The sequence below is a fragment of the Paracoccus sp. FO-3 genome, assembly GCF_006386455.1.
Taxonomy (GTDB): domain Bacteria; phylum Pseudomonadota; class Alphaproteobacteria; order Rhodobacterales; family Rhodobacteraceae; genus Paracoccus; species Paracoccus versutus.
This window is the reverse complement of sequence record NZ_VCBQ01000015.1, coordinates 1-14,788: the sequence shown is the minus strand read 5'-3', so window position 1 is coordinate 14,788 and position 14,788 is coordinate 1. Positions and strand designations below refer to the sequence as shown.

Below are 14,788 nucleotides of genomic sequence, written 5' to 3'. Positions count from 1 at the left end.
AACCCGCTCAGCTGTCGTAGTCGATCACGTGGCGCAGTTGCTTTTCGAACTCCAGCGCCTTGCCGGTGCCCAGCGCCACGCAGCTCATCGGCTGGTCGGCCAGGCTGATCATCAGCCCGGTCTGCTCGCGCAGCGCCAGGTCCAGCTCGCCCAGCATGGCACCGCCGCCGGTCAGCATGACGCCGCGGTCCACGATGTCGGCGGCCAGGTCCGGCGGCGTCGCCTCCAGCGCCACCATCACCGATTCGCAGATCTGCTGCACCGGCTCGGACAGCGCCTCGGCGACCATGGCCTGGGTGATCTCCATCTCTTTCGGGATGCCGTTCAGCAGGTCGCGGCCGCGCACCATGATCGCGGCGCCGCGCCCGTCGTCGGGCATGCGCGCGGTGCCGATCTGGGTCTTGATGCGCTCGGCCGTCGATTCGCCGATCAGCAGGTTGTGGTTGCGGCGCAGATAGTTGATCAGCGCATCGTCCATCCGGTCGCCGCCGATGCGGACCGAGCGCGCATAGACCACGTCGCCCAGGGACAGAACCGCGACCTCGGTGGTGCCGCCGCCGATGTCGACGACCATGCTGCCGGTCGGCTCGGTGATGGGCATGCCGGCGCCGATGGCGGCCGCGATCGGCTCGGCAATCAGCCCGGCGCGGCGTGCGCCGGCCGAAAGCACCGACTGGCGGATGGCGCGTTTCTCGACCGGGGTGGCGCCATGGGGCACGCAGATGATGACCTTGGGCTTCGAGAAGGTGGTGCGCCGGAACACCTTCTTGATGAAATGCTTGATCATTTCCTCGGCGCTGTCGAAATCGGCGATGACGCCCTCGCGCATCGGCCGGATCGCCTCGATGCTGCCCGGCGTGCGGCCCAGCATCAGCTTGGCGTCCTCGCCCACCGCCAGCACCTGCTTCTTGCCGTCCTTGACGTGATAGGCGACGACCGAAGGCTCGTTCAGGATGATGCCCTTGCCCTTGACGTAGATCAGCGTATTCGCGGTCCCCAGGTCGATCGCGATATCGGTGGAAAACAACCCGCCAAAGGCCATGTGAACTACCCCTTCCGCCGTCCCTGCCAAGACGGCATTCCTGCCGCCCTTTTTCGCGCGGCCATTGCCCGATTGCCCCGGCGAGTCGCCCCGCCGAAGGTGCTGGACATATAGGCCGAGCCTCGGCTCGGGGAAACCGGAAAATGATGCGCCGCCCGGTCGCGCCGATGTTTCGCGGGCAGGCGCCGCGCACGCTTGACCGGGCGGCGCGGGCTGCTAGGCTGCCGCCGGTCGGGTCACGAGGAAAGGGCAGGGTTTGCAGGATGTTATCGTGGGGATCTGCCGCTTTTCCTTCCTGGGCCGGTGCGACTGGGCCGGGACCGCGGGGCAGGGGGCCGGCGCGCCCGAGCTTCTGGCGCAGCGCGGCGCCCTGCTTTATGCGCCCGAGCGCCTGGAGCGTCGCTTCGCCGCCTTCGAGACGCTGTGCCTGCCCTCGGTCAAGGCCCAGACCGAGGGGGATTTCCGCTTCTGGCTGCTGACCTCGCCCGAGATGCCGCGCCCCTGGCTGGAGCGGCTGCGCGACCTGTGCGCCGGCGTGCCGCAGATCCGGCTGATCGTCTCGGACAAGCGCGAGACGGTGAACGCGCTGCGCGAGCCCCTGCGCGAGGCGGCCGAGGCGGCGGGCCGGCCGGTGATCCAGTTCCGCGTCGATGACGACGACGCCTTCAGCCGCCATCACGTCGCCCGCATCCGCCGCCACGCCCGGCGCTTTGCCGACCTGCCGGCCTTTGCCATCAGCTATCCGCAGGGGCTGGTCATGGGCAGCTACCAGGGCGAGCCGATCAGCTACTGGCGGGCGCACCAGCCCTTCCTGGGCGCGGGGGCGGCGGTGCGCATGCGCGGGCCGGGGCGCTGCATCTATGCCTACAACCATTTCCAGCTGCCCAAGCATTTCCCGGCCTTCACCGACGTCGGGGGCCTGGGCTACGTCCAGACCCGCTGGGACGAGGGCGATTCCGTCGCCACCATCGTCGCCAGGTTCCCGAAATGGTTCCAGCAGCTCGATCCGGCCGAGTTCCAGCGCGAACTGGCCGAGGATTTTCCCTTCCTGCAAGGCATCGACCTGGGTTTCGTCGAACGCAAGGGGGCGGCCTGACCGCCCCCCGACTTGCCGCGGCGGTCAGTGCGAATACATGCTGACCTGCTTGGCGTCGGCGCCTTCGCCGACCATGTCGCGACGCACCTTCAGCCGGTTCAGCGCGCCCACATAGGCCTTGACGCTGGCCAGGATGGTGTCGGTGTCCGAGGCCTGGCCGGTGGCGATGCGCCCCTCTTCCTCCATGCGGACGCTGACGGTGGCCTGGGCATCGGTGCCCTCGGTCACGGCATGGACCTGGTAGAGCTGCAGATGCGCCCGGTGCGGCCAGATCGACTTGACGGCGTTGAAACAGGCATCGACCGGGCCGTCGCCGGTGGCATGGACGGCCTTTTCCTCGCCGCCGACCAGCAGGACCAGGTCGGCCGATTGCCCGTCGCTGCCGCAGACCACGCGCAGGTGCTTGACTTGCAGGTGGTCGTCCTCGGTATTGGCCGCCGCATCCTGGACCAGCGCGACCAGGTCGTCGTCGTAGACCTCCTTCTTGCGGTCGGCCAGGGCCTTGAAGCGGACGAAGACGTCCTTCAACTGGTTGTCGCCCAGCTCATAGCCCAGGTCCTTCAGCTTGGCGCGCAGCGCCGCGCGGCCGGAATGCTTGCCCATGGCGATATTGGCCTCGTTCAGGCCGATGTCGGCGGGCTTCATGATCTCGAAGGTCTCGACGTTCTTCAGCACCCCGTCCTGGTGGATGCCGGATTCGTGCAGGAAGGCGTTCTTGCCCACCACCGCCTTGTTCGGCTGCACCAGGAAGCCCGAGGCCTGCGACACCCGACGCGACAAGCCCATGATCCGGGTGGTGTCGATGCCGGTGGTATAGGGCATGATGTCGTGGCGCACCTTCAGCGCCATCACCACCTCTTCCAGCGCGGTGTTGCCGGCGCGCTCGCCCAAACCGTTGATGGTGCATTCGACCTGGCGCGCGCCCGCCTCGACCGCGGCCAGCGAGTTCGCGGTCGCCATGCCCAGGTCGTTGTGGCAATGGGTGGCGAAGACGACGCCGTCCGCGCCCGGCACCCGCTCCAGCAGCATGCGGATCAGCGCGGCGGATTCGCGCGGCGCGGTATAGCCGACGGTATCGGGGATGTTGATGGTGGTGGCGCCGCATCTGATGGCGATCTCGACCACCCGGCACAGGTAGTCGTGCTCGGTCCGGGTCGCGTCCATGGCCGACCATTGCACGTTGTCGCACAGGTTGCGGGCATGGGTCACGGTGTCGTGGATGCGCTCGGCCATCTGGTCCATGTTCAGGTTCGGGATGGCGCGATGCAGGGGCGAGGTGCCGATGAAGGTGTGGATGCGCGGGTGCCTGGCGTGCTTCACCGCCTCCCAGCAGCGGTCGATGTCGGGGATCTGCGCCCGCGCCAGGCCGCAGATCACCGCGTTCTTCGCGCGCTTGGCGATTTCGGAAACGGCAGCGAAATCGCCCTCCGAGGCGATGGGGAAACCGGCCTCGATGATGTCGACGCCCATCTCGTCCAGCATCTCGGCGATGTCCAGCTTTTCGGTATGGCTCATGGTGGCGCCGGGCGATTGCTCGCCGTCGCGCAGGGTGGTGTCAAAGATCAATACGCGGTTCGGATCGGTCATTTCGGGAATCCTTCTTCATGTGCTCACGGGAGACCGGGCACGAACCTGACTGAGCGGCGGCCCGGAAGACCCGCTCAGCGCAGCGTAAGAAGAAGGAGACCGCGGCGGTTCACGGCGATGCGCGCGCGGTCATGCGCGTGCGGGGCCGTGGCAATGATCTGCTGCATCCGAGTCATGGCGCGGACTATAAGACCCGCCCCGCCGGCTTGGAAAGGCAAAAAACACGCCCCCGGCATTTTCCCGACTCGAAACCCTCGGGGGGCGCTGCCGCCCCGCACCGCCCCCGAACTTCTTCGTTCTTCAAATACCCATGCACCCCGTGCCGCTGGCGCGGCGGCTCAAAGCGCGCGCCAGCCGATGTCGCGCCGGCAGAAGCCCTCTGGCCAGTCGATGCCGTCGACAAGCGCATAGGCGCGGGCGTGCGCCTCGGCCAGCGTCGCGCCGCGCCCGGTCGCGGCCAGCACCCGGCCGCCGGTAGCGACGATCTGCCCGTCACTCCGCGCGGTCCCGGCATGGAAGACCATGCGGAAACTGTCCTCGGCCAGCGCATCCAGCCCGCGGATCACGCTGCCCTTCTCATAGCTGCCGGGATAGCCCCTGGCGGCCAGCACCACGGTCAGGGCGTGGTCGTCGGCCCAGCTGACCGCCATGGTGCCCAGCCGGCCCTCGGCGCAGGCCAGGATCAGGTCCAGCGCCTGCGCGCCCAGCCGCATCATCAGCACCTGGCACTCCGGGTCGCCGAAGCGGACATTGTATTCCACCAGCCGCGCCCGGCCGTCCTCGATCATCAGCCCGGCGTAAAGCACGCCCTGGAAGGGCGTGCCGCGCCGCGCCATCTCGGCCACGGTGGGGCGCACGATCTCGGCCATCACCTGGTCCTGGATGTCTTGGGTCAGCACCGGGGCGGGGGAATAGGCGCCCATGCCGCCGGTGTTCGGCCCGGCATCGCCGTCGAAGGCGCGCTTGTGGTCCTGGGCGGTGCCGATGGGCAGGCAGTCCGTCCCGTCGCAGAGGACGAAGAAGCTTGCCTCCTCGCCGGCCATGAACTCCTCGATCACCACCTCGGCCCCGGCCGCGCCGAAGGCGCCGCCGAAGGCGTCGTCGACGGCGGCGACGGCTTCGTCCTCGGTCATGGCCACGGTCACGCCCTTGCCCGCGGCCAGCCCGTCGGCCTTGACGACGATGGGCGCGCCTTTCTCGCGGATATAGGCGCGCGCAGGCTCGGCCGCGTCGAAGCGCGCCCAGGCGGCGGTCGGCGCGCCGCAGGCGTCGCAGACCTCCTTGGTGAAGCTTTTCGAGGCCTCCAGCATCGCCGCCGCCCTGGACGGGCCAAAGACCAGGATGCCGGCCGCGCGCAATTCGTCGGCGACACCGGCCGCCAGCGGCGCCTCGGGGCCGATCACCACCAGGTCGATGGCGTTTTCCTCGCAAAAGCCGATCACGGCGGGGCCGGACAGGATGTCCAGCTCGGCCAGCCGCGCCAGCGGCTCCATCCCGGCATTGCCCGGCGCCACGAACAGCCGGTCGCATTTCGGATTCTGCCGGATCGCCCAGGCCAGCGCATGTTCGCGCCCGCCGCTGCCGAGGATCAGGATGTTCATGCGGAAAGGCCCCTTTGCGAATGGTCCCGCGCCTTCTAGGAACTGGCCCGCGCCGGATCAATACCCCAAGCCCCTTGATCCTGCCCGCGGCCCGCGCCACAACCGGGGACATGGAACTCTTCGAAGACGCAGCCCCCAGCAATATCCACGAATTCACCGTCTCCGAGATCTCGGGCGCGGTGAAGCGCGTGCTCGAGGGCGAGTTCGGCCGCGTCCGCGTGCGCGGCGAGATCGGCCGCGTCTCGCGTCCCTCGTCGGGGCATGTCTATTTCGACCTCAAGGACGACCGCGCGGTGATCGCCGCCGTGACCTGGAAGGGGCAGGCCGCGCGGCTCTCCACCCGCCCCGAGGAGGGGATCGAGGTCATCGCCACCGGCCGGCTGACCACCTTCCCCGGCCAGTCGAAATACCAGCTCATCGTCGAGGAGATCGAGCCTGCCGGCGCCGGCGCGCTGATGATGATGCTGGAGAAGCGCCGCAAGGCGCTGGCGGCCGAGGGGCTGTTCGACGAATCGCGCAAGCGCCCGCTGCCCTATCTGCCGCGGGTGATCGGCGTCGTCACTTCGCCCTCGGGCGCAGTGATCCGCGACATCCTGCACCGGCTCCGCGACCGCTTCCCGACGCGGGTGCTGATCTGGCCGGTAGCCGTCCAGGGCGAGGGCTGCGCGCCGCAGGTCACGGCCGCGATCCAGGGCTTCAACGCGCTGCCCCAGGGCGGGGCGATCCCGCGCCCCGACCTGATCATCGTCGCGCGCGGCGGCGGCAGCCTGGAAGACCTGTGGGGCTTCAACGAGGAGGCGGTGGTCCGTGCCGCCGCCGCCAGCGAGATCCCGCTGATCTCGGCCGTGGGGCACGAGACCGACACCACGCTGATCGACTTCGCCTCGGACCGCCGGGCGCCGACGCCCACCGCCGCGGCCGAGATGGCGGTGCCGGTGCGCGCCGAACTGGCCGCCCGGCTGGCCGAGATCCGGGCCCGGATGATGCGCGCGGCCCAAGCCCGCAACCAGCGCCAGCGCCAGCGGCTGACCGACCTGGGCCGCGCGCTTGGCCGGCCGCAGGCGCTGACCGATCCGGCGCGGCAACGCTTCGACCTGTTCGCCGAGCGGCTGGAGCCGGCGCTGCGCGGTTTCGTGCGTGCCCGCCGCGACCGGCTGAACGCCCTGCCGCTGTCGCTGTCGGCGCTGCGCACCATGCTGCGCAGCCGGCGCGAGGCGTTGCAGGCGCAGGGGCAGCGGCTGCCGCTTTGCCTTGCGCGGCTTGGCCGGAGCCGGGCCGAGCGCCTGGCCGAGCTGGGCAGCCGGCTGGAGCGTGCCCGCGCGCGGATGCTGGCCGATGCCGCGCGCCAGACCCGGCGCGACCGCGACATGCTGGACCGGCTGGCCGCAAGGCTTGCCGCTGCCGCCGCGCGCATGCTGCCGCCCCGCCGCGAGGCGCTGGAGCGGCTGGATCGCCTGCGCCAGACGCTGGGCTATCGCGAGACCCTGCGCCGCGGATTCGCCGTCGTGCATGGCCCCTCGGGCCTGTTGACCCAGGCGGCCGAGGCGGCGCAGACCCCGCGCTTCGAGATCGAGTTCCTGGACGGCCGGCTGGCGGCGCGCCCCGACGCGCCCCCGGCAAAGCCCGCCCGCAAGCCGCCCGAACCCAAGGGGCAGAAATCGCTTTTCTAGGCGGCCCTGTCCGAGGACAGGGGCGGGCGGGTGCGGGGAACCGCCGCGCGGGCGGGGCTTTTCTCTGGCGGCGCGATGACCTATCTGCGGCATGAAGCGCAAGGAAGGCACCCATGGCCAAGATCACTTACATCGAGCACAACGGCACCGTCCACGAAATCGACGTCAAACCCGGCATGACCGTGATGGAGGGCGCGCGCGACAACGGCGTGCCCGGCATCGACGCGGATTGCGGCGGCGCCTGCGCCTGTTCGACCTGCCATGTCTATGTGGCGCCGGAATGGGTGGACCGCCTGCCGCCCAGGGATCCGATGGAAGAGGACATGCTGGACTTCGCCTGGCAGCCCGATCCGGTGCGCTCGCGCCTGACCTGCCAGATCAAGGTGACGCCGGAACTGGACGGTCTGGTGGTGAACCTGCCCGAACGCCAGATCTGAGCGGACCGGCCCGCCGCTCAGGCCTTTTCGCTGGCGGCGGGTGCGGATGCGGGCGCATTGGCCCGGACCAGGTTGCCCATGAACTCGGTGAAGATCCGTTCGGCAAGTTCGCGCGTCGAGCGGCCGTCGCCGTCGAACCAGGGATCGGTGCTGCGGGTCACGAACATCATGTTGCCGCCCTTGACCAGGCAATGCAGCATCATGGTCGAGATCTCGATGTCGGTATCGGGGGACAGGATGCCCAGCCGCTGCGCCTCGGACAGCTTGCGGTGATAGAGGTCGCGCATCGAGCTGGTGTAGCGATGCAAGGCGCTGTCGGGCTTGATCGGACCGCAAAGCCCATCGACCAGAAGCCGGAACAGCGTCGGATTGGCCTCGGCCCAGCCCAGATAGCTGTGGGCGATCGAATGCATCTGTTCGATCGGGTCGCTGGTATTGGCCTGGATCACGCCCTCGCGCAGCGCATCGTTGAGCAGGGTGACGGCGTGATAGATCAGCCCCTCATGCAGTTCCTCGGTCGAACTGAACATGCTGCGGATCTCGTCCTCGCTCGCCTCGGTGCGCGGGGCAAGCTCGGCGAGATCCACGGGAAGCTGACCGGTTTCCTCCAGATGCTGCTGGGCGGCGAAGATCAAGCTTTGATAGATATTGCCCCGGCCTTCCATCAGCCGCTCCTGAAACAATTCGTCTCAAATCTAGCAGAGTTTTTCCGCCGCGAAAGCCTGTAATCCCAAGCGGCGGAAAGAAGCTCAACCCTCGGCGCGGGACTGGCGCTTGCGTTCGTGCGGGTCCAGGTGACGCTTGCGCAGGCGGATGCTTTTCGGCGTGACCTCGACCAGCTCGTCATTGTCGATATAGGCGATGGCCTCTTCCAGCGACATGCGCACCGGGGGCGTCAGCCGCACCGCCTCGTCCGTGCCCGAGGCGCGCACGTTGGTCAGCTTCTTGCCCTTGAGCGGGTTCACTTCCAGGTCGTTGTCGCGCGAATGCTCGCCGATGATCATGCCCTGGTAGACCTGTTCCTGCGCGCCGATGAACATCTTGCCGCGCTCTTCCAGGTTCCACAGCGCATAGGCGACGGAAACCCCGTCCTCCATGGAAATCAGCACGCCCTGGCGGCGGCCCTGGATCGGGCCCTTGTAGGGCGCCCAGCTGTGGAAGATGCGGTTCAGCACGCCGTTGCCGCGGGTGTCGGTCATGAACTCGCCCTGATAGCCGATCAGCCCGCGCGAGGGCACATGCGCGACGATGCGGGTCTTGCCATGGCCTGCGGGCTTCATCTCGACCAGGTCGCCCTTGCGGGCGCCGGTCAGCTTGTCGATGACCGCGCCGGTGTATTCGTCGTCGACGTCGATGATGGCTTCCTCGATCGGCTCCAGCCGGACGCCGTCCTCGTCGCGGAAGATCACGCGCGGGCGCGAGATCGACAGCTCGAACCCCTCGCGGCGCATGTTCTCGATCAGCACGCCCATCTGCAATTCGCCGCGGCCCGAGACGACGAAGGCGTCGCCGCCCGGCGTGTCCTCGACCTTGATGGCGACATTGGTCTCGGCCTCTTTCATCAGCCGTTCGCGAATCACCCGCGACTGCACCTTGTTGCCGTCGCGGCCCGCCAGCGGGCTGTCGTTGATGCCGAAGGTGACGCTGATCGTCGGCGGGTCGATGGGCTGGGCGGGCAGGGGGGTCTCCACCTCGGGCGCGCAGAGCGTATCGGCCACGGTCGCCTTGGACATGCCGGCGATGGTGACGATGTCGCCCGCCACCGCCTCGTCGATGGGCTGCTGGTTCAGGCCGCGGAAGGCCAGCACCTTCGAGATGCGGAACTGCTCGATGCGCTCGCCGTCGCGCGACAGCGCCTTGATCGTGTCGCCGGCCTTGGCGCGGCCGGCCTCGACCCGGCCGGTCAGGATGCGGCCGATGAACGGGTCGGCGCCCAGCGTGGTCGCCAGCATCTGGAAGGGCTCGTCCTGGCGCGCGATCTGCTTGGGCGCCTCGACATGGCGCAGCACCAGGTCGAACAGCGCCGACATGTCATTGCGCGGCCCTTCCAGCGTCTCGTCGGCCCAGCCGCCGATGCCCGAGGCGTAAAGATGGGGGAAATCAAGCTGTTCGTCGCTGGCGCCCAGGTTCGCGAACAGGTCGAACACCTCGTCCAGCGCCTTGTCCGGGTCGGCGGCGGGCTTGTCCACCTTGTTCAGCACCACGATGGGCCGCAGCCCCAGGGCGAGCGCCTTGGAGGTCACGAACTTGGTCTGCGGCATCGGGCCCTCGGCGGCATCGACCAGCAGGCAGACGCCATCGACCATCGACAGGATGCGCTCGACCTCGCCGCCAAAATCGGCGTGGCCGGGCGTGTCCACGATATTGATGCGGGTGCCCTTCCACTCGACCGAGGTCGCCTTGGCCAGGATGGTGATGCCGCGCTCGCGCTCGATGTCGTTGCTGTCCATCACCCGCTCGGCCACGGCCTGGTTTTCGCGGAAACTGCCCGATTGCTTCAGAAGCTGATCGACCAGGGTCGTCTTGCCATGGTCGACATGGGCGATGATCGCGATATTGCGGATGTCCATAGGGGGCCTTTTTCAGAATTTGCGCCCCCGGTAACGCAGAGGGGCGCGAAAGGCCAGCGCCAATCGCAGGCCCGATGTCAGCGCAGGCCCAGGAGCCCGAGGATGAACAGCACCACGACGACAAGGCCGACGAGATAGATGATCGAGTTCATGACGGATTCCTCCCCTGGGCCGGCCGGGCGGGAGATCCGCCCGATCGCTGGCTGTCGCATGGGAAACCCGCCGCGGCGGCCAAGGTTCCAGCCCGACGGCAATCACGCATCCGGCGGGGCCAGTGATTCGATGAGCGGCCGGATACCCGAAAGGTCGTAGCCGGCCCGAGCGGCGGTATCGAGCAGGTCGGCAACCGGCTCCTGCCCGGCGCGGGCCAGCGCCCAGAGCACGGTCGAGCGGTTGCCGGACCGGCAATAGGCCAGCTTGGGTCCGGGCGTGGCCAGGGCCTCGGCCTGGGCCGAGATCATCTGCGGCGTGATCTGGCCGGGGGTGAAGGGGTTGAAGTGATATTCCATCCCCGCCGCCTCGGCCGCCGCGCGCATCGCCTCGTGATCCTCGTCCGGGCCGACCTCTTCGTCGGGGCGGTTGTTGATCAGCACGCGAAAGCCGGCCTCGGCCAGGGCCGGCAGATCCTCGGGGCGGATCTGGGCCGCGACGGCCAGGTCGGGGGTCAGTTGTCGAAGGTCCATGCAGGGTTCCCTTGGCTGCGGTCGGGCCGCGACGGCGGCATGTGGCGACGGTTCCTTGCGTTTTGCCGTTCTGTCAAGCGCCATGGCGCCGGACGGGCCTAGCCGACCGCGCCTAGCCGACCGCGGACGTCTCTTCGACCAGCAGCGGCAGGTGGGCGAAATCGTCGAAGGTGCCGTGATGCGTCATCTGCTCGACCGGGGTCTTGCGATAGCCGCGGGTGAACAGCAGGAAGGGCACGCCGGTGTTGCTGGCGCATTCCTCGTCGAATTCGCTGTCGCCGACATAGACCCCGCGCAGCCTGTCGGGGTCGGCGCCCAGCCCGGCGAAGGCCGCGCGCAAGGGCGCCGGATCGGGCTTGCGCTGGGGCAGGGAATCGCCGCCCACCACGGCGCCGAACAGCTGCGTGATGCCGAAATGGTCCAGGATCGCCCGCGTCGGCCCCAGCGGCTTGTTGGTGCAAAGCCCCAGGGGATAGCCGCGATCGGCCAGGATCCCCAGCGCCTCGGCGACATTGGGATAAAGCCGGGTCAGGCCGGTCGCGTCGTGATAGCGGGTCATGAACGAGGCGACGAGGTCGCGATGCGCCTCGACCGGCAGCGCGGTGGTGCCGATGACGCGCCGCCACAGCAGGTCGACGCCGCCGCCGACGAAGCCGCGCACCTGGTCCAGCGTCAGGGGCGCCACGCCATGCAGGCGCAAGACCGCGTTCACGCAGGCATGGATGTCGGGCACGCTGTCGATCAGCGTGCCGTCAAGGTCGAAAACCACGGGGCAGGGGGCAAAGCAGATGTTCATTCAAGCCTTCCATTTGATCGAGCAACCCATCGAGGCCACCTGTTCGCGCGGGCCCTGCCCGGTTTCGGCGATCTGCGCCATGGCCGCGAACAGTTCGCGCGGGGCGTCCGGCGGTGCCGGATTGCGGCCCGAGGCGTCCAGCCTGCCGCGATACTGCAATTCGCCCGCGGCATTGTAGCCGAAGAAATCCGGCGTGCATTCGGCGCCATAGGCGCGCGCGACATCCTGGCTTTCGTCATAGAGATAAGGAAAGGTGAAGCCGTGTTTCCGGGCCTCGGCCTTCATCTGCTCGGGCCCGTCCTGGGGATATTCGCCGACGTCGTTGGCCGAGATCGCCACGACGCCCACGCCCAGCTGCTGCAATTCGGCGGCGTCGCGCCGGATGCGGTCGATGACGGCCTGCACATAGGGGCAATGGTTGCAGATGAACATGACCAGCGTGCCGCGCGGCCCGGCGATGTCGCCGAACGAGAACATGCGCCCATCGGGATCAGGCAGGGTGAAGTCCGGCGCCCTGGCACCGAAATCGCAAACCGGAGGACGAACGGCCATGGGCTCTCCTTGCTCGTGACCGCCGCTGGGTCTTGCGGGCGGTGGCTGTGGAAATTTGCGGTGGATTCGTCTGGCAGACTATGATGCGGAAAAGCGGAAAGGAAGTGCCTGCGCCGGACCTGGCCAATAGGTCGCAGGTCGCATGGGCTTGTGCGGTTGGGTTCTAGGCTGATTTTACTTACATAAGACGGATTATCCGTGAAGCTCATGTAGAAGGGGTGGATTCTATTTTGAATCGCGACCAGCCATGGTTTTTGAATCGGCGGGCAAAAAGAAGCCATTATGGCCGTTTCGGCGACCATCGGTCGGCCATATGTGTGCCATTGGATCGTCGTCTTGATCGATGTTGAGATATTTCAATCGCTTGCAGTCATGCGCGACTTTCTCGTCTTCCCCTTCCAACCAGAGGCCGAGGCCACCGCGATACTCGTTCGGCCCGATTGACGCAGTGGGAACATTTCAGCAACATCTCAGGCACTGACCAGCGATAGCCTCGGAGCACTGGCTGGCCAGCTACAATGTTGTCGCTGCTGCGTCGGAGAATCTTTGTTCCCTGAACGGCAGGTTATGCTGAAAGGTCCGCTGAAGATGCTGTCCCCTTCTATCAACTCACTCGCTCCGACTGCCGAGCAGTTGCCGCCATCCCCTCACGGCCACTCAAAGCTCACAGCAGCCCGCGCATCGACCGTCGAGACGCATTTCGGGCGCATTCTCGCCTTGCTTGGCGCAGACCCGCCCTGCCCCAACGATCTCGCACAGGCGATCGTCCTTGAGGCCTGGCAGCCCTGCCTTTCCATGCAAGGGTTTCCTGCGCTTTGGGGAGTGCTGATGGATGATCCCCGCCTCGGGCGCCGCCCTGTGTTGACACCGCGACTGCTGGTGATTGACCGATCTGACCGCTGGGCCCGCAGCTTGCAGGGCTTGATCCGTCTGGGTCTTTCCTTCGCCCAGCAACAGGCACTGGCACCCTCGCATTTGAACGGCATCGCGCGCCAGATACGCATGATCGAGGCCGCAGGCCATATGCCCATCGACCCGAGGATGCTGGAAAGCCTGCTTTCGGAATTTGCTCGGACTGTTCGCCTGATGCATGCCTGCCGGCCACCCCCTACCCGCTTGAGGGCCGCGCAATGAGCTCCCCCACCGGCAGCTTTCGCATTTTCCTGGCATCTGAGCCGATCGGTTTCCGCAAGGTCATGGACGTGCTGGTGGCCGCTGCTGGTCTGGGACGGCGCCGGCCTGGTCCTGACCATGAAGCGCCTGAACGGCGGGCAGTTCACCTGGCCGAAGCGAATCTGCGCGGCCTGATCTTCACCGGCGCCTGACCTACACCCCCCAACACGTCTTCCCCGGCCGGGCTTGCCCCGGCCGACAGCCCCCTCATGCCCGGAGTATTCCCATGTCCAGAACCACCCCCTTCATCGAGGCCCGCTTCTTCAGCGCAAGCGAAGGCCGCATCGAGCTCGACACCCGCTTCAAGAAGCATCTACGCAAGCTGCGCTGCAAGCGGCTTCCCCCAGAGTTTCTGGCCCCACCCGACGAGGACGACGCCGCCTGCGACAGGGCAGACGTCGATCCGATGGATATCATCGGGATCAGCGCCGATGATGCGGCGCGCATCCAGCGCCGGGTCAAGCGGATCCTGGAATGCCGCAAGGCGGCCTCCGGTCTCGAACATCTGAAGTCCGATGATCGCGAGCGGCTGGAGGTGTTGAAGGACGGCGCCCGGCTGATCTCCATCCGGAACGAGCATCACGCCGACGAATTGGCCGCAGCCTTGCACAAGGACATGCCCTGGATGGCCCCGGCCACCGAGGTGGTCTGGCACGCTGCGCGCCGCTCGGTGCGCGAGGGTTGTCCCGGGCTCCGCGTGCCGCCCCTTCTGCTTCAAGGCCCGCCCGGGATCAGCAAGAGTTTTTTTGCGCGCCGTCTTGGCGAGTTGCTATCTGCGCCAACTTCCGTGATCGAGGCCACCGGCGAGAATGCCAGCTTCGGCATCGTCGGTTCGCAGCGTGGCTGGGGCGGGTCCTGCCCGGGGCGCCTGATCGAAACCATTCTGCAAAGCCGCATCGCCAACCCGGTCATGATTGTGGACGAGGTGGAAAAGGCAGGCGTGGCGGTGTCCATGAAGGGCCAGGCCTTCGGCCTGGCCGAGGCGCTTTTGCCGCTGCTGGAGCCGCTGACCGCGACGCGCTGGAGCTGCCCCTATTACCAGGTGAAGTTCGACATGAGCTGGGTGATCTGGGTGCTGACCTCGAATGATTACCGGTTGCTGCCGGAGCCGCTTCTCAGCCGCTGCCCGCCGATCCGGCTGCGTCATCTCACCCTTGCGGAACTGGTCGCATTCGTTCGCCGCGAGGGCAAGAAACGCGCACTTTCCGAGACGGCTGTTGAAGCGATCTGCGAGGTCCTCTCCCATCCCTCCCTGCAACAGCATCACCCCAGCCTGCGGATCGCCACCCGGATGCTGCAACGCGCCGCCGATCTGGAGCAGGGACCGACGCTCCACTGAGCCGGCCATTCCCTTTTTCTGACCTCCCTGAATCCAACGCGCCTGCGGCATCGCCCCAGCCGCCCTCCTCATGCCATCGAAACGGAGACATCATCATGAAGCTCTCACCCAGCGACCGTGAATGGTTCGACAAGGTGCTGCGCGCCATTACCGCCGCCGAGGCCGGGCCGACCGAAGAAGATATCGCAACCGCCCCGGTCCTGTCCGACTGGAAAGCGGCGATTTCGCCCGGCGGGCATGTG

Annotated in this window: 16 protein-coding genes; 7 read left to right on the top strand and 9 right to left on the bottom strand. The window is 67.5% G+C overall.

The window, feature by feature from the left end:
* Positions 1–7: 7 nt before the first annotated feature.
* Entirely contained in the window at positions 8–1,042 is a 1,035-nt protein-coding gene (locus FE811_RS06100) for a rod shape-determining protein (protein ID WP_036753983.1), read from the bottom strand.
* 256 nt (positions 1,043–1,298) lie between these two features.
* Between FE811_RS06100 and FE811_RS06095 the strand changes: the two genes are divergently transcribed.
* Positions 1,299–2,138, top strand: coding sequence for a putative rhamnosyl transferase (locus FE811_RS06095; protein ID WP_116221012.1), 840 nt, complete (start codon positions 1,299–1,301; stop codon positions 2,136–2,138).
* 24 nt (positions 2,139–2,162) lie between these two features.
* On the opposite strand, the gene FE811_RS06090 is transcribed toward FE811_RS06095, so the two are convergent.
* On the bottom strand, positions 2,163–3,725 hold the full coding sequence (locus FE811_RS06090; protein WP_116221011.1) for a 2-isopropylmalate synthase: 1,563 nt from the start codon (positions 3,723–3,725) through the stop codon (positions 2,163–2,165).
* A 338-nt stretch (positions 3,726–4,063) separates the two neighbouring features.
* Positions 4,064–5,326: a phosphoribosylamine--glycine ligase gene (gene purD, locus FE811_RS06085; RefSeq protein WP_072460689.1), complete on the bottom strand. Its 1,263-nt coding sequence runs from the start codon at positions 5,324–5,326 to the stop codon at positions 4,064–4,066.
* A 110-nt stretch (positions 5,327–5,436) separates the two neighbouring features.
* Between purD and xseA the strand changes: the two genes are divergently transcribed.
* Positions 5,437–6,996 carry an exodeoxyribonuclease VII large subunit gene (xseA, locus tag FE811_RS06080; RefSeq protein WP_072460890.1) on the top strand — a complete coding sequence of 520 codons (1,560 nt, stop codon included), beginning with the start codon at positions 5,437–5,439 and terminating at the stop codon, positions 6,994–6,996.
* Positions 6,997–7,109: 113 nt separating this feature from the next.
* Positions 7,110–7,433, top strand: coding sequence for a 2Fe-2S iron-sulfur cluster-binding protein (locus FE811_RS06075; protein WP_024844753.1), 324 nt, complete (start codon positions 7,110–7,112; stop codon positions 7,431–7,433).
* Between the two features lie 17 nt (positions 7,434–7,450).
* Here the strand turns inward: FE811_RS06075 and FE811_RS06070 are convergent, their stop codons facing one another.
* From FE811_RS06070 to FE811_RS06050, 6 genes are all read right to left on the bottom strand, one after another.
* On the bottom strand, positions 7,451–8,098 hold the full coding sequence (locus tag FE811_RS06070; protein WP_036754071.1) for a TetR/AcrR family transcriptional regulator: 648 nt from the start codon (positions 8,096–8,098) through the stop codon (positions 7,451–7,453).
* Between the two features lie 84 nt (positions 8,099–8,182).
* Positions 8,183–10,003: a translational GTPase TypA gene (typA, locus tag FE811_RS06065; RefSeq protein ID WP_116221010.1), complete on the bottom strand. Its 1,821-nt coding sequence runs from the start codon at positions 10,001–10,003 to the stop codon at positions 8,183–8,185.
* A gap of 77 nt (positions 10,004–10,080) precedes the next feature.
* Entirely contained in the window at positions 10,081–10,215 is a 135-nt protein-coding gene (locus tag FE811_RS28180; protein WP_255469680.1) for a hypothetical protein, read from the bottom strand.
* 42 nt (positions 10,216–10,257) lie between these two features.
* Positions 10,258–10,686, bottom strand: a complete 429-nt coding sequence (locus FE811_RS06060) for a TIGR01244 family sulfur transferase (RefSeq protein WP_036754001.1) — start codon at positions 10,684–10,686, stop codon at positions 10,258–10,260.
* Between the two features lie 112 nt (positions 10,687–10,798).
* Positions 10,799–11,482 (bottom strand): phosphoglycolate phosphatase, encoded by a 684-nt coding sequence (gph, locus tag FE811_RS06055; RefSeq protein WP_116221009.1) that lies wholly within the window; start codon positions 11,480–11,482, stop codon positions 10,799–10,801.
* A complete protein-coding gene (locus tag FE811_RS06050; protein WP_036754006.1) occupies positions 11,483–12,034 on the bottom strand; it encodes a thioredoxin family protein in 552 nt (183 codons plus the stop codon).
* 567 nt (positions 12,035–12,601) lie between these two features.
* Here FE811_RS06050 and FE811_RS28175 point away from each other — a divergent pair.
* The 4 genes from FE811_RS28175 to FE811_RS28685 form a co-directional block, all read left to right on the top strand.
* Entirely contained in the window at positions 12,602–13,168 is a 567-nt protein-coding gene (locus FE811_RS28175; protein ID WP_255469679.1) for a DUF6634 family protein, read from the top strand.
* A 36-nt stretch (positions 13,169–13,204) separates the two neighbouring features.
* Positions 13,205–13,342, top strand: coding sequence for an IS66 family insertion sequence element accessory protein TnpB (gene tnpB / locus FE811_RS06040; RefSeq protein WP_116221693.1), 138 nt, complete (start codon positions 13,205–13,207; stop codon positions 13,340–13,342).
* A gap of 91 nt (positions 13,343–13,433) precedes the next feature.
* Entirely contained in the window at positions 13,434–14,546 is a 1,113-nt protein-coding gene (locus FE811_RS06035) for an AAA family ATPase (protein WP_116221008.1), read from the top strand.
* A 95-nt stretch (positions 14,547–14,641) separates the two neighbouring features.
* The coding region (locus FE811_RS28685; RefSeq protein ID WP_370362664.1) for a DUF6634 family protein at positions 14,642–14,788 on the top strand (147 nt) is incomplete at its 3' end.

Bases quoted from the DNA above. Each gene is read 5' to 3' on its own strand.
- FE811_RS06100 (WP_036753983.1), bottom strand. From the start codon at position 1,042: ATGGCCTTTGGCGGGTTGTTTTCCACCGATATCGCGATCGACCTGGGG.
- FE811_RS06090 (WP_116221011.1), bottom strand. From the start codon at position 3,725: ATGACCGATCCGAACCGCGTATTGATCTTTGACACCACCCTGCGCGAC.
- purD (WP_072460689.1), bottom strand. From the start codon at position 5,326: ATGAACATCCTGATCCTCGGCAGCGGCGGGCGCGAACATGCGCTGGCC.
- xseA (WP_072460890.1), top strand. From the start codon at position 5,437: ATGGAACTCTTCGAAGACGCAGCCCCCAGCAATATCCACGAATTCACC.
- FE811_RS06075 (WP_024844753.1), top strand. From the start codon at position 7,110: ATGGCCAAGATCACTTACATCGAGCACAACGGCACCGTCCACGAAATC.
- FE811_RS06070 (WP_036754071.1), bottom strand. From the start codon at position 8,098: ATGGAAGGCCGGGGCAATATCTATCAAAGCTTGATCTTCGCCGCCCAG.
- typA (WP_116221010.1), bottom strand. From the start codon at position 10,003: ATGGACATCCGCAATATCGCGATCATCGCCCATGTCGACCATGGCAAG.
- FE811_RS28180 (WP_255469680.1), bottom strand. From the start codon at position 10,215: ATGCGACAGCCAGCGATCGGGCGGATCTCCCGCCCGGCCGGCCCAGGG.
- FE811_RS06060 (WP_036754001.1), bottom strand. From the start codon at position 10,686: ATGGACCTTCGACAACTGACCCCCGACCTGGCCGTCGCGGCCCAGATC.
- gph (WP_116221009.1), bottom strand. From the start codon at position 11,482: ATGAACATCTGCTTTGCCCCCTGCCCCGTGGTTTTCGACCTTGACGGC.
- FE811_RS06050 (WP_036754006.1), bottom strand. From the start codon at position 12,034: ATGGCCGTTCGTCCTCCGGTTTGCGATTTCGGTGCCAGGGCGCCGGAC.
- FE811_RS28175 (WP_255469679.1), top strand. From the start codon at position 12,602: ATGCTGAAAGGTCCGCTGAAGATGCTGTCCCCTTCTATCAACTCACTC.
- FE811_RS06035 (WP_116221008.1), top strand. From the start codon at position 13,434: ATGTCCAGAACCACCCCCTTCATCGAGGCCCGCTTCTTCAGCGCAAGC.